Origin of the sequence: Methanolobus sp. WCC5 (assembly GCF_045690325.1) — an archaeon.
In the GTDB taxonomy this organism is placed as follows: Archaea; Halobacteriota; Methanosarcinia; order Methanosarcinales; family Methanosarcinaceae; genus Methanolobus.
In genome coordinates this window covers 2142203-2155739 of record NZ_CP146981.1, presented here as the reverse complement: position 1 = coordinate 2155739, position 13537 = coordinate 2142203, and the positions used below count along the sequence as shown (strand labels likewise).

The following is a 13537-nucleotide window of genomic DNA, read 5'->3' as shown; positions in this document are numbered from 1 at the left end:
GATCTCTAGTCGTTACGCCGTCTTGATTTTAAAAGTAACGCCAGGGAGAGTATAGCAAGCGCGCCCATCATTGAAGAAAAACCAGGAACCAAAGTCGAAACTGATAAAGGAGACTTGTTCAGGCCCATGCTTTCACTATGAAGCACCCTGCCATTTAAAAGTCCGAATGTTTTAACATCGTACCCTGCTTTAAGATCAGTGGAACCATAGAAAAAAACTTTTAATGTATTCCCATCTTCATCCACAATCGTAGCCGTATACCTGCCCATACTCATTTCAAGACTTGAAAGATTGCCCGTAACGGTCATATACTTACCATTATAGGCAGGCGGATCGCTTACAATACTGCTGATATTGACAATCCCCATGTCCTGTGCAGGATAATGAAGAACATATGTGGGTATCAGAACACTTTCTGCAATGGGTTCATATATGAATTCACCGGTAACGAGTATCTGATCACTTATATTGAGACCTTCAAAGAGTTCCGTTTTTGTGATATCGACCTTCAGAGAATCTTTCCCGTCATCCAGAATTACAGATTGTTTATTCAATTCGGAAATATTCCCTATAACACTTATCTTGCGATATGCCATAGTACTGTCATAGGCAGTAGGATTTTCCTTTATTTTAGAAATAGGCACTATCTCAAGCTCGAACATGGATGCATATGCAGCCGTGGCAGTACAACTGAATAACATCATTGCAATAAATATTGCTCTTATCATACTGCCGCTTAGCATTATGCCACCTGCTCAGAGCTTTCCCATCTTGTGAAGCAGTTCTGCATTGAGGACACTTGCACCGGCAGCTCCGCGAATGGTATTGTGCCCCATGGCCATATAGCGTATGCCTTCCCTGATCCGGCCCACAGTGATGCTCATACCCTTGCCCATGTTCCTGTCAAGGCGGGGTTGTGGCCTGTCTGCTTCATCCCTTACGATAAGGACCTGTTCCGGCTCTGTTGGAAGGTCACCCAGGTCCGGGTTGAAACTAAGGAAAGCTTCCTTTACCTGCTCAGGTGTTGGATCATCTGTCATCTTTGCCCATATGGCCTCAGTATGACCGTCCATAACCGGAACCCTGTTGCAGGAGGCGCTTACCTTAAGATCTGCATCTATTATCTCAGCACCGTCAAATTCACCCAGGAGTTTCAGTGGCTCAGTTTCAACCTTCTCCTCCTCGCCACCGATGTACGGGATGATATTATCAAGTATTGCCATTGAAGCAACCCCATCATATCCTGCACCAGATATGGCCTGCATCGTTGCAACTGTGACCGATTCAAGCCCAAACTGCATAAGAGGTTTTAGTGTGGGCACCATGACGATGGTCGAACAGTTAGGATTTGTGACTATATATCCGTCCCATCCACGTTTGTCCTGCTGCACATCTATAAGTCCCAGGTGATCAGAGTTTACCTCCGGGATTACAAGAGGTACATCTTTTTCCATCCTGTATGCTGACGCATTGCTTGCCACAGCAAACCCTTCCTTTGCAAACTCAGCTTCTACAGTCTTTGCATATGACGATGGAAGTGCTGAGAAAACAACATCCGCATCAACTTTCCTGGGGTCCACTGGTACGACTTCCATGTCTTTGACCGAATCAGGCAGTTTGTCCTCGAGTCTCCAGTTAGCAGCTTTCCCATAATTTTTACCCGCACTTCTTTCTGATGCTGCAAGTGATGTTATCTCAAACCATGGATGATCTTCAAGTGCCTGTATGAATCGCTGACCAACAGCACCTGTAGCTCCCAAAATACCCGCTTTGATTACTTCTGGCATAAGTTTCCCTCCGGGATTAAAAAAAGATAGAAAGGTAAGGAATAAAGATTTAAAAACTCTCTTATTCCATTGCAATTGCATCTGTTGGGCATACGTCAATGCATGCACCACAGTCCAGGCATTCGCCTGCATCTACGATGGCAATGTTTTCTCCGTTAAGGACAATTGCCTCTGCAGGACATTCGTCTATACATGTTCCACATCCGACACATTCATCGACAGTAATAATTGCTACCATTTGTTTTACGCTCCTTTGATTGTATACAATGTGCTATTGTTTTGTATATTAATCTACAGTATATTAGTAGAACTCTACACACTATCATAACACAAGTGAGATAAAAAGTTATCGTTATCCAGGTAAAATCAAGGTGCATGCCCGCAGATTTACCCTGGTGCCAACCTGAAATGTCATAACTCCACCCACGGCAATTAGTCAGGAGAATTGATCAGTAGTCAGGAAAAATCCTTAATCTTGCCTTTCAGAATAACACCCCACATTATTAATAAAGTTATAGGCCATCAATATTTGTCCCTGCTGGCATTCACATTTTTAATTCACATGATAAAATTCAATTGACCATATACTGGTGTTAAATATATTAAACAAATTAAGATTAATTTATATATTACTTTTGAAAATTGTGCTTGTGAAAAAACAAATTCCAGGTAATTATAAGCACAGCAGTGCAATGACACCAATTATTGGAGTGCTAATGATGCTTTTCCTTACTCTGCTCCTGGCAGGCGTCACAGTTTCATCTGTGTATGGAGAAGATATTTCTGTATCCTTAACTAAGGCACCTATGGCCATAATCGAGGTGGAATTTGCAGAAGGTGGTGTGCCAAACGCTGTAAGATACGAAGAGAATTTCCTGTATCTTGCACACATGGGAGGAGACCCTTTAAGAACAGATTCCACAAAGATCGTAATATCAGGTCAAGGAAGTGCCTATGAAGGAGTCGTACCCTATGGCAGACGTCATTACGGTGACTTGCTCATCAGCTACGACAACCTGCTTTATGAAGGGAAGGTTCCCGAATATGCCTCAAAGAACAAAGATATCTCAGACGGTGTGTGGTCTGCAGGTGAGAAACTGGTGCTCAATGGAGATGACAGCATCAATGGAAGTGTTCTCTCTTCCGTATCCGTAAGTATAAACGGGATCAAAGACACATCCAACAATTTCGGACTGAAGACAGAGGCCACCATAAGCATTAAGATAATTGACAAAAACACACAGAGAATAATATCAGAATGTGAATGCAAGATAATCCCTGCAAGATGAGAATTAACCTATCAAAACCGTTTAAGTAATGTAAGGTTATAGGTAGTGCGATGAACGGCAAAAGCGGATACATGAAATATTTCCCGAAAGAGAACTGTTATCCACATCAGCAGGAGGCTATGGATAAGATCCATACATCCCTCATAAACAAGGACATAATACTTTTTGAAGGAGCGTGCGGCACCGGTAAGACCCTCAGTGCCCTGGCACCTTCCCTGAATGTGGGAAAGCAGCTCAGCAAAACAGTAATAATAGCGACCAATGTTCACCAGCAAATGGTGCAGTTCATCAACGAGGCCCGGGAAATAAAACAGAGCAACGACCTGAAAGTTGCAGTAGTAAAGGGCAAGACCGCAATGTGCCCCAATGAGACCGATTACGAGGAATGCCGGGTTAAACGCGAGAATACCTTTGAGCTTCTGGAGACCGAAAGAGAACTTATACTGAAAAAGCAGGAAATGAAATCTGCTTTTGAGAACTATAAACGCTCAAAGGACCCCGCGCTTGTGGCACTTCGGGATGCACTTTCAAAAGAGCTGGACGTAGCTGAAGAGAAAGCAAAGGAACTTCGAAAACGTTCATGTAACTATCTGTATGAGGTGCTGCGTTATGATGGTGAAGCTTTCAGGCAATGGCTGTTTGAAGATGTGCGTACCCCCGAGGAAGTTAACGATTATGCTTTCCAGAAAGGTATGTGCGGATATGAACTACTGAAACGCGAACTTAAGCATGCAGAACTTGTGATATGCAATTTCCATCATGTACTGAATTCGGACATATTCATGACCGTGCTCAACTGGCTTGAAAAGGAACCACAGGATGTGATCGTCATCTTTGACGAGGCACATAATATAGAATCTGCCGCAAGGTCGCACTCATCTATCACCATTACAGAACATACCCTGGAAAAAGCCATCGCTGAGATAGAAGCAAACATAGACCAGATGCCTGATGGTGGTGCTCATAATCTTTTCAGGATGCTGAGGGGTGTCATCCAGGAGATATATAATTCACGTTTCAAGTTCGGTGAAAGGGAGAGAGTTGGAAGGCACTGGTACGATATGCGTATAAGCGACCCCTACGAGCGCAATGACATGGTCCGGGGTAAGTTACTTAAACTTGCAAAAGATGCGGGTTTCGGGGAAGAGCCACAGATACAGAAAGTGCTCTCAGAGGCAAGCGCTTTTGGTGCTATGCTTGATGATAACTACCGCGAGCAATACAAGAAGGGGCTTAGCGGTGTATTGAAACGCTCACATATTAAGTACGCAGCCGATTTTCTTTCCTCGTATCTTGTGCTTTCCAATAACCTGAACTACTATCCGATACTTAATGTGCGGCGTGACCTGAATAATGAGATATACGGGCGCATAGAACTTTTCACCTGTATACCCAAAAATGTGACCGAGCCACTCTTTGATTCGATATTCTCAGCGGTGCTTATGTCAGCAACCCTCAGGCCTTTTGATATGATCAAGACTACCCTGGGGATAGGAAGGCCTACATGCGAGATAGCTTATGCGACCTCATTCCCTGAGGATAAACGACTGACACTATCTGTATCTGTTCAGCCCCTGTTTGCAAAGACCAGGGATGATCCCCAGACCCTTCAGGCAGTGGAGGAAGTAATGCTCGATGCTATAGAGCAGACCAAAGGAAATGTAATAATCTTCTTCCAGAGTTCCTATGAGGCCAGAAGATATTACAATAAACTGGAAACAAAGGTGAATGTTCCGGTTTTCCTGGATGAGGTAGGAGTATCGTCCCAGGAAGTGAGAGAGGATTTCTTCAGGATAGGAGAATCAGGTGGTAAGGCCGTGCTGGTCTCATATCTCTGGGGGACGCTTAGCGAGGGCATTGATTACCGCGACGGCAGAGGCCGGACGGTCATCATAGTAGGTGTGGGCTATCCGGCACTGAACGACAGAATGAACGCAGTGGAATCGGCTTATGACCATATGTTCGGCTACGGAGCCGGGTGGGAATATGCGGTCCAGGTCCCCACGATCCGTAAGATACGTCAGGCCATGGGAAGGGTCGTGCGCTCTCCGCTTGATCACGGTGCAAGGATACTTCTTGACGGGCGTTTTACCACCGAAGCCCCTAAGAAATTTGGCAAGTTTGCGGTCTTTGAGATATTCCCTGATGAGGAGAGGGAAGAGTTCATCGATGTGGAACCGGACAAGGTGAAATATTCCCTGATGAATTTCTTCCAGGACAACCCATAGTATCCCCGGTTGCGGAAGCATTTGGTGGGCTTGCCATATTCGTAGTTTATGTAGTTGCAGTATTCTATAGAGAATACTTCTTTATAATTTGAGAACTTCCTTTTATCAGGAATTGTTATTACCAATAAAGTTACATTATATGTAGTTACATTATATGCAGGGGTTATAATATGGCACTTGAAGATATTATGAAAGAAGTATCCGCAGAGCTTGAGAGATTAGTGAGCACAAAGACAGTTGTAGGAGAAGCTATGGTCGTTGGTGAAACAACCATTATTCCTGTCACAAAGGTCTCGTTCGGATTTGGAAGCGGTGGCGGCGAAGGAAAGAAAAAAGGTGAGGAAGAAGGTTTTGGCGGAGGCGGTGGAGCCGGTGCAAAGATAGAACCTGTGGCTTTCATAGTAATATCACCAGAAGGAACCCGCCTGATGTCCTTATCCGGCCAGACAGACTTTGGGAAGATACTTGAATCCGTCCCCGGCCTGATAGAGAAGGTCAGGTCGATGAAGAAGAAATCAAAGGAAGATGATACCTGCCAGGAAGGGGCCGGTCCTTGCGAAGAGACGAATGAGCCTTCCAAAGACTGATCATTCTTTTTTTGTTCAGCCTCGTAGGAGCAGCTATGCTATCTGTCCAGGCAGTTATAGTGCTTCTTCTTCTATTTTTGCTATTGCTGTTGCTGTTAGTCCTCTTTGCAGCTTTTGACGTGTTTTTCCGGGTAAAGGGATCTGATAACTTCCTTGAGCATGAGATATATGTACGCTGGCTCATGTTCTCCCGGCAGGTAAATTCTTCAAGGGGCTATGGCCTTCCTGCAGAAGAAGAAGAAGTCGGAAAAAACGAAAAACCTGTCAGTGAAAAAGTAACCGGAGATTTCCAGGGGAAAAAAAAGATTAAGGGAGAAAAAAGAAAAAAGGAGAAGAAAACTAAGAAAAAAGCAGATGATATTTCTTTTTCTGATGTATTGCAGGCCTTCAGGCAACTCAGATCACCTTTGATCCGATTGGTGAAAGGTATTGTAAACGCCATAAAAATACCCGCTGCAAAGGCCAGGATAGGATTCGGTTTCCCGGATCCGGCATATACCGGAATGGCCTATGGTTATGCCCATGCTATGAAAGGTTATCTTGCATCCCGTTCAGAAAAACTGGAAATACAGCTGGAGCCTTATTTCCTGGACACCAAACTTGACATTGACATGTCCGCAACGGTCAGGATAAGGTTGTTCCGTTTTGTCCCGGTAATGATTTTCTTTATCCTTAACAGGAATGTACTGCATTTCTCATGGTACTTCCTCATGAAGAAGCGGGGTTGGAGATAAGGTGTTAATCTTTAATAGTATGTGGCACTGATAATCAATGACATGATTACCATTAAGTCTCCATCAAGGCTCCATCTCACTCTTATTGACATGAACGCTCAGCTTGGCAGAGTGGATGGAGGTGCAGGCATATCCCTGACATCACCACATGTTGTGATCTGCGCGGAAAGATCGGATACAGTTGAAGTGATGGGTGACCCATCCCTCAGGGGAAGGATGGAGAATGCTGTGAAGCAGGTCCTTCCTGAAGGCGAGGGAGTCCATATAAATATTGAAGAAGAAGTGCTGCCTCATGTTGGTTTTGGTTCCGGTACCCAGGCTGCACTTTCTGCAGCAGCAGCAGTGAACGAATTATACGGGCTTGGTATGAGTGTGAGGGAACTTGCAATTGCAGTGGGACGTGGCGGGACATCGGGCATAGGTGTTGCATCTTTTGAGATGGGAGGATTTATCGTAGATGGAGGGCACAGGTTCGATGAGAAAGGATCATTCTCACCCTCGTCTGCAAGCAGAGCAGACCCTGCACCGGTGTTGTTCAGGCATGATTTCCCGGAATGGGACATAGTGCTTGCACTCCCTGAATCACCCGGGGCCCATGATGCAAAAGAAGTCGACATATTCCGCAAGGAATGCCCAATCCCGATAAACGAAGTTCAGGAACTGTCGCACCTGATCCTCATGAAAATGATGCCTGCCATAATGGAACAGGACATCGGGGCTTTTGGTTATTGCATAAACCACATACAGAATATCGGTTTCAAGAAGCGGGAGGTTCAGCTCCAGCATCAGGCGGTCAGGGATGTTATGACCCTGATGCAGGACAATGGCGCCTATGGAGCAGGCATGAGCTCATTCGGACCGGCGGTATATGGCATAGTTGATAACAAAGAAGATGCTTCCTACCTTCAGGAGGATGTACAGGAACTCCTTGACAGGACGATAGGCGGCAGGGTGATAGTTACAAAAGCAAACAACACAGGCGCACAGATAAGGAGGGTCTGACGTGACGAATCCGGAATTTACCACATGGTTTGGAAAACTACGACTGGATGTAGAAGGCGGGCTTGCGGATTGCAGCCTCTTTGACAAAGATGCAAAAATGCTGGCTGCGGTTGTTACCAGGTTACAGGAGAATGTTCAACCAGTACCGTTGAAAAGACCTGACCTGCGTGAAGCTGCCATAGAATGTGGTTTTGTGGAGCTGGACGAGGACTACGACATACTCCTGAGGGACGTATGCATTAAAGCTGCCAAGAGCCAGATATCCCGGACAGATACCGATGATGCAAGGATAATCCAGGCTGTTGAGGCCCTGGATGATATAGACAAAAACGTTAACGAACTGAGTGAGCGCCTTTTTGAATGGTACGGCAGATACTTCCCTGAACTGGAAATGACAGGTGAGGAGCTTGCAGGATTTGTCGCTGCGTATGGTTCCCGGGCAAATTTGCCAAATGAGCATGAGCTTTTTGAAAAGGCATCTGCCTCCATGGGCTCCGAACTATCCGTTGCCGACGAGGAGCTATTGCGGGCTTTTGCAAACAACATCTGCAGCCTTTATGACACACGCAGATACATCGAGAATTATATTAACACCAGCATGGGATCGGTTGCACCGAACCTGTGCAACATCGCAGGAGCACCACTTGGTGCCCGCCTTATGAGCATGGCAGGAAGCCTTCAAAAGCTTGCAGCTTTCCCATCCAGCACAGTGCAGGTGATCGGGGCAAGCAGGGCGCTATTCAAGCACCTGCGTTCCAGGGCACCATCCCCAAAGCACGGTATCATCTTCAACCATCCGGTCATCAGGAATGCGCCCTGGTGGCAGAGGGGCAAGCTTGCAAGAGCCCTGGCAGCAAAGATAAGCCTGGCAGCAAGGACTGACTTCTATTCAGGAGATATGGAGCAATCGATCGCTGAGAGCCTTGAGAGAAAGCTGGAAAGTATAAGACAGGCCAATCCGGTTGCGCCAAAGAAGGAGCCTCGGCCAAAGACTCACAGCAGGGAAAAGGGCGGCCAGCGTAAACAAGGAGGCAGGAACAGGAAGAAAGGAGGAAAACGTTGATGCCTGTAGAAGAGATTCACACGGGTATCCATGAACTGGATATCGGAAACAGGAAGATGCTTGCAACCAGGAATATGATGCCAGGACTGAGTGTTTATGGGGAACGGCTCATCGTAGAGGATGATGTCGAGTACCGCCAGTGGGACCCCGGCAGGAGCAAGCTCGGAGCAATGGTGCTCAAGAACTTCGATATACCTATAGAACCTGATTCCACGGTGCTATATCTTGGTGCTGCCTCAGGCACCACCGTAAGCCACGTATCCGACATACTAATGGACGGCCTTGTATACGCCGTAGAATTCTCCCCGCGCACCATGCGTGACCTTATACAGCTCTGTGACCAGCGCCCAAATATCATTCCCATACTTGCAGATGCAAACAAACCCCGATCCTACGCTCACATCGTGGAAAAAGTGGATGTGATCTTCCAGGATGTTGCCCAGCCCAACCAGGCAGAGATAGCCGCCCTCAATTCAAAATACTTCCTGGAAGAGCACGGTCACCTCATGCTCTCCATAAAATCAAGGAGTATTGACACCACAGCCAGCCCCAAAAAGATATTCAAGGACGAGGTCCGCAAACTGGAAAACGGCTTTGACATCGAATTTGAGGTACTTGAAAGAAAGGAACTTGACCCTTTCCACGAAGATCACCTGGGCGTGCTGGCACGGATTTTTCTGGAAGATGAGGAATGAAGGGACTTAAAGAAACAGGTTTTTCAGGATTTGTGCCAGTGCAACCATCCGCCACAGGCGGCATGTTCCATGTATTACATTGAATACGTGCCTATCTGCGAACTCTCTTTATTTATCAGCATGTTTTTTCCCAGGATTACCTGGATCTTGCAGAGCAGACGTTCGTGGATTATAAGCAACGAATACTCTACCTTAAAAATTCTGTCCATTGATCTTTCGATTTCATCAACTCATACACAAATTTATTTAACTCAAAAATAAGGTCGGATCGATTACCAATTTGTATGATAAAATACCCCAATAAGATAAACAGTTCCAATAAATGAAAAAGTTCTTAGAGAAGAGGGAGATTATATCCAAAGTACCGTTTGCAAGTAAAAAATGCTTTGGTCCTTAACAAAAAAGATGATAAAACAAAAATGACTTTAATCCAACTTAAATCCAGTTAAACAGATTAAAAAAAGCCCGGACAAGCCGGGATTTGCTTAAAACGCCCGAACCGGGATTCGAACCCGGGTCGGAGCCTCGACAGGGCTCCATGATAGGCCTCTACACCATTCGGACATTTTGCGGTTTTTCGCTTGTGAGCACCCCATAAAGGATGTTTTTGTATATATAGCTTTTCCTGATTTTAAAGGTCCCGCCTCCCAGACTCGAACCGGGGACATCGCGGTGCCTGCGCGGTATGTGTGAACGTGTCACATGAACCATACTACAGCCGCGCACTCTACCACTGAGTTAAGGCGGGTCCAATAAATCAAGCTACTGCACAACATTGTCGTGCGATGCAACACTCCAATACGCGCAATCATACTTAGCTCTTTCGCCGAAAAGTGCCACTAACCCTGAGTACATATAAAGGAAAGAAAGGAAAGGAAAAAATCAAACCCGAAAAACAAAATAAAAGACAGGAAGAAATCATCAGCAGGTAAAAATATCAAGTCAAAATATCAAGTCAAATATCAGGAAGAAAAAACAATATTGTATTTTTGTAGTTAAATAGAAAAAAGCCATCCTGCATAAGCCAGGATGGAGAGTTCAAAATCAGAATGTGTCCAGTTCGCCGTTGATAACCATCCTGGTTATCTTTGTGACATCAGCAAGCCATTCATCCATCACAACTTCCGTTTCAGCCCTTATGGAAGCGAAATTTGCCCCGTCTTCAGGGATTATCTGCGCACTTGCAACAAATGGCTGGTCTATTGGCTGGCCTATCTGAGAAAGCAATTTTATATAGACATCCTGCACACCTGGAACAACTTTCACAATATCCCTTGCCATCTGGGTGGAAAGCAGGTTGTATATCTTACCAATATGGTTGATCGGATTCTTACCACTGGTTGCCTCCATACTCATTGGCCTGTTGGGGGTGATAAGTCCATTACAACGGTTGCCACGCCCCACAGAACCATCGTCACCCATTTCTGCAGAAGTACCGGTAACCGTAAGGAATACAGAATTGCACTTTACGTTATCGGCTGCGTTTACAAAGGTCTTGACATTGCGCTCTGTGCGCTTAAGTGCCAGATCGGTCACATAATCGGCCATCTCTTCCTTGATACTGAGATAATGGTCCATATCATCGACATGCCTTCCAACCATGCCGCAGCATATTGTCAGGTTTATGTCATCATTGTCCCTCAGACCCATAACCTTTATATCAGTACCTATTCCAGGTATCTTCTTTTTCAGGTCAGTTATCAGTTTTCTCTCAGACTCATGGACGATCTGTTCAAGTTCAGAGAAGGGAGCATGCCCTACACCAAAGGAAGTATCGTTTGCCACCGGGACCCTGTCACGGTTGAAAACATCCCTGAGATCCGATGAACCGGTACCAAGCTTACAATCGACTATAATGTCGCTCTCAAGGTCAATATCAACAATGGTATTCCTCAGATACTGCCTTGCTGCCCTGAGGGCAACTGCCTCGGCAGGGATCTCCACGCCTTCGAATTCCTTGGTTGCCCTTCCCACAAGCAGTGTATATATGGGCTGGATAACCTCTCCGCCACCGAACTGCGGATTGGATCTGCCTGCCACTATCTGGGTCTCATCGGTATTATGGTGCAGAACTACGCCACATTTACTGATGTATTCCTTACATAATGCACGGCTTACAGCCTCTGCAAGGCCGTCGGAGATACTGTCCGGGTGACCGACACCCTTACGCTCCACAAGCTCTATCTGCTGTTTCTCCACCGGCGTTTCAATCAGGTGTTCAACTTTGATGTTTCGCATCATATTAATCCTCTTGATCCTCTGGAAAATCAATCAATGACAAATGAAAGATAAGAATAGATAATTAAGGTTAATTATGAATTCTTCGCTATAACAAGCAAACACATCCTATATAATATTACCTGCCAACAGATATAACCGCCAATAATAAATCATTTATTGATTCACGTTCTTTATGATCATCCTTGCAAGGTTATACTGGAAGAAGAAATCAGCGTGAACTCTATATGCTATAAAAGTCTTTGAAGGAACGTTCAATTGACACCGATCACAATTTCACAGAAGGATCACGATGATACGTATTGCAATACCCAATAAAGGGCGTTTACATGACCCCACAGTGACCCTCCTCAAAGAAGCAGGGCTTCCCGTACTTGAAGGAGGGACAAGGAAACTTTTTGCCAGGACCACCGATCCTGAGATAACCTATCTTTTTGCAAGGGCAGCGGACATTCCCGAATACGTGCAGGACGGTGCCGCAGATGTGGGCATTACAGGCCTGGACCTTATAGATGAGACCGAAGCAGACGTGGACATACTGCTTGACCTTAAATTCGGCAGTGCCAATCTGGTCCTTGCTGTACCGGAGGATTCACCCATAACTTCGGCAAACGAACTTGCCGGGATGCGTGTTGCCACGGAATTCCCCCATATAACCGGCAAATACTTCAGGAACCTTGGATTGGACATAGAGGTCATTAAAGTCAGTGGTGCATGTGAGATGACACCACACGTGGGCATTGCAGATGCCATTGTGGACATATCCAGCTCCGGCACAACCCTTGTGACCAACCACCTTAAAATGATAGAAAAAGTATTCTCCTCATCGGTATATCTGATTGCAAACAAAAAGTCAAAAGTGAACAGCGATAAGATCGGACAGATCAAGACTGCTGTGGAGAGCGTCTTAAGGGCAAAAGGAAAGCGATACCTGATGATGAACGTACCTGCAGGTTCACTGGAAACGGTCAAGAAAGTCCTCCCGGGTCTTGCCGGCCCCACTGTTATGAAAGTGGAATCAGATGATTCAATCCTTGCAGTGCATGCAGTGGTTGATTCGGACAGTATCTTTGCCACCGTTGACGAGCTAAAGAAAACCGGTGCAAAAGACATACTGGTAGTGCCAATTGAAAGAATGATGCCCTGAGGTAGCATGACATTTGAAGTTATTCCTGCCGTTGATATGAGAAACGGCAAGTGTGTACAACTTGTCCAGGGGATACCAGGCAGTGAAATGATCTCAATAGACGACCCTGTAGCCGTAGCAAAGGACTGGATTGCACAGGGTGCAAAGACACTGCATCTTATAGATCTTGACGGGGCAATTGATGGCAATCGCAGGAACGCAACGATCATTGAAAAAATAGTGAAGGAGTGCAAACCCCTCGGAGTTAAGATACAGGTTGGCGGCGGGATACGTTCCTTTGAAAATGCAGCTGTACTGCTGGAAATGGGAGTCGACAGGGTAATCCTCAGTACCGCAGCCATAAACAACCCCCGGCTTGTCAGGGAACTTGCAGATGCATATGGAAGCAAGCACATAAACGTTGCACTTGATTCAAAGAACGGAAAGATTTCCATAGAAGGATGGAAAAAACAATCTGAATTCACAGCCATTGAAATGGGCATCCGTTTCCAGGAGCTTGGAGCCGGAAGTATACTGTTTACAAACATAGATACCGAAGGGCTGCTGCAGGGAGTCAACACCGCACCCACAGAAGAACTGGCAAGATCGGTCAGCATCCCGGTTATCGCCTCCGGTGGAGTCACTGGTCTGGATGACCTTATAGCACTAAAGAAGACCGGAGCAAAAGCCGTTGTTGTCGGAAGTGCATTATATACCGGAAAGTTCACACTTCCAGAAGCAATAAATATCATCAGTGAAGATTTGTAAACAACATAATAAGCAGGTGC

At 45.7% G+C, this 13537-nt stretch carries 14 protein-coding genes and 2 tRNA genes; 9 read left to right on the top strand and 7 right to left on the bottom strand.

Going from position 1 to position 13537, the window contains the following annotated elements:
* Positions 1-5: 5 nt before the first annotated feature.
* The 3 genes from V7O64_RS10455 to V7O64_RS10445 form a co-directional block, all read right to left on the bottom strand.
* Positions 6-743: a hypothetical protein gene (locus tag V7O64_RS10455; RefSeq protein ID WP_407355344.1), complete on the bottom strand. Its 738-nt coding sequence runs from the start codon at positions 741-743 to the stop codon at positions 6-8.
* A gap of 12 nt (positions 744-755) precedes the next feature.
* Positions 756-1787 carry an aspartate-semialdehyde dehydrogenase gene (asd, locus tag V7O64_RS10450; protein ID WP_407355343.1) on the bottom strand — a complete coding sequence of 344 codons (1032 nt, stop codon included), beginning with the start codon at positions 1785-1787 and terminating at the stop codon, positions 756-758.
* 61 nt (positions 1788-1848) lie between these two features.
* A complete protein-coding gene (locus V7O64_RS10445; protein WP_407355342.1) occupies positions 1849-2025 on the bottom strand; it encodes a 4Fe-4S binding protein in 177 nt (58 codons plus the stop codon).
* A 412-nt stretch (positions 2026-2437) separates the two neighbouring features.
* On the opposite strand from V7O64_RS10445, the gene V7O64_RS10440 reads away from it, so the two are divergent.
* The 7 genes from V7O64_RS10440 to V7O64_RS10410 all read left to right on the top strand — a co-directional run bounded on the left by V7O64_RS10440 (position 2438) and on the right by V7O64_RS10410 (position 9385).
* Positions 2438-3076 carry a type IV pilin gene (locus V7O64_RS10440; protein ID WP_407355341.1) on the top strand — a complete coding sequence of 213 codons (639 nt, stop codon included), beginning with the start codon at positions 2438-2440 and terminating at the stop codon, positions 3074-3076.
* 50 nt (positions 3077-3126) lie between these two features.
* Positions 3127-5304, top strand: a complete 2178-nt coding sequence (locus tag V7O64_RS10435) for an ATP-dependent DNA helicase (RefSeq protein WP_407355340.1) — start codon at positions 3127-3129, stop codon at positions 5302-5304.
* Positions 5305-5474: 170 nt separating this feature from the next.
* Complete coding sequence (locus V7O64_RS10430; protein ID WP_407355339.1) at positions 5475-5891, top strand: GerW family sporulation protein; 417 nt, start codon at positions 5475-5477, stop codon at positions 5889-5891.
* A gap of 35 nt (positions 5892-5926) precedes the next feature.
* A complete protein-coding gene (locus V7O64_RS10425) occupies positions 5927-6625 on the top strand; it encodes a DUF2953 domain-containing protein (protein ID WP_407355338.1) in 699 nt (232 codons plus the stop codon).
* A gap of 42 nt (positions 6626-6667) precedes the next feature.
* Positions 6668-7627, top strand: a complete 960-nt coding sequence (locus tag V7O64_RS10420) for a beta-ribofuranosylaminobenzene 5'-phosphate synthase (RefSeq protein WP_407355337.1) — start codon at positions 6668-6670, stop codon at positions 7625-7627.
* A 1-nt stretch (position 7628) separates the two neighbouring features.
* A complete protein-coding gene (locus V7O64_RS10415) occupies positions 7629-8690 on the top strand; it encodes an NOP5/NOP56 family protein (RefSeq protein ID WP_407355336.1) in 1062 nt (353 codons plus the stop codon).
* On the top strand, positions 8690-9385 hold the full coding sequence (locus V7O64_RS10410; protein ID WP_407355335.1) for a fibrillarin-like rRNA/tRNA 2'-O-methyltransferase: 696 nt from the start codon (positions 8690-8692) through the stop codon (positions 9383-9385). The genes V7O64_RS10415 and V7O64_RS10410 overlap by 1 nt, the downstream gene beginning before the upstream one ends.
* 74 nt (positions 9386-9459) lie before the next feature.
* Here the strand turns inward: V7O64_RS10410 and V7O64_RS10405 are convergent, their stop codons facing one another.
* The 4 genes from V7O64_RS10405 to V7O64_RS10390 all read right to left on the bottom strand — a co-directional run bounded on the left by V7O64_RS10405 (position 9460) and on the right by V7O64_RS10390 (position 11626).
* On the bottom strand, positions 9460-9594 hold the full coding sequence (locus V7O64_RS10405) for a hypothetical protein (RefSeq protein WP_407355334.1): 135 nt from the start codon (positions 9592-9594) through the stop codon (positions 9460-9462).
* Positions 9595-9876: 282 nt separating this feature from the next.
* A tRNA-Asp gene (locus V7O64_RS10400) sits at positions 9877-9949 on the bottom strand.
* 74 nt (positions 9950-10023) lie between these two features.
* A tRNA-Tyr gene (locus V7O64_RS10395) sits at positions 10024-10133 on the bottom strand.
* Between the two features lie 296 nt (positions 10134-10429).
* Positions 10430-11626 (bottom strand): methionine adenosyltransferase, encoded by a 1197-nt coding sequence (locus V7O64_RS10390; RefSeq protein WP_407355333.1) that lies wholly within the window; start codon positions 11624-11626, stop codon positions 10430-10432.
* A gap of 289 nt (positions 11627-11915) precedes the next feature.
* On the opposite strand from V7O64_RS10390, the gene hisG reads away from it, so the two are divergent.
* Complete coding sequence (gene hisG, locus V7O64_RS10385) at positions 11916-12770, top strand: ATP phosphoribosyltransferase (protein ID WP_407355332.1); 855 nt, start codon at positions 11916-11918, stop codon at positions 12768-12770.
* Between the two features lie 6 nt (positions 12771-12776).
* The gene (gene hisA, locus V7O64_RS10380) at positions 12777-13517 is read left to right on the top strand and encodes a 1-(5-phosphoribosyl)-5-[(5-phosphoribosylamino)methylideneamino]imidazole-4-carboxamide isomerase (RefSeq protein WP_407355331.1); all 741 of its coding nucleotides are present in this window, start codon (positions 12777-12779) and stop codon (positions 13515-13517) included.
* Positions 13518-13537: the final 20 nt, after the last annotated feature.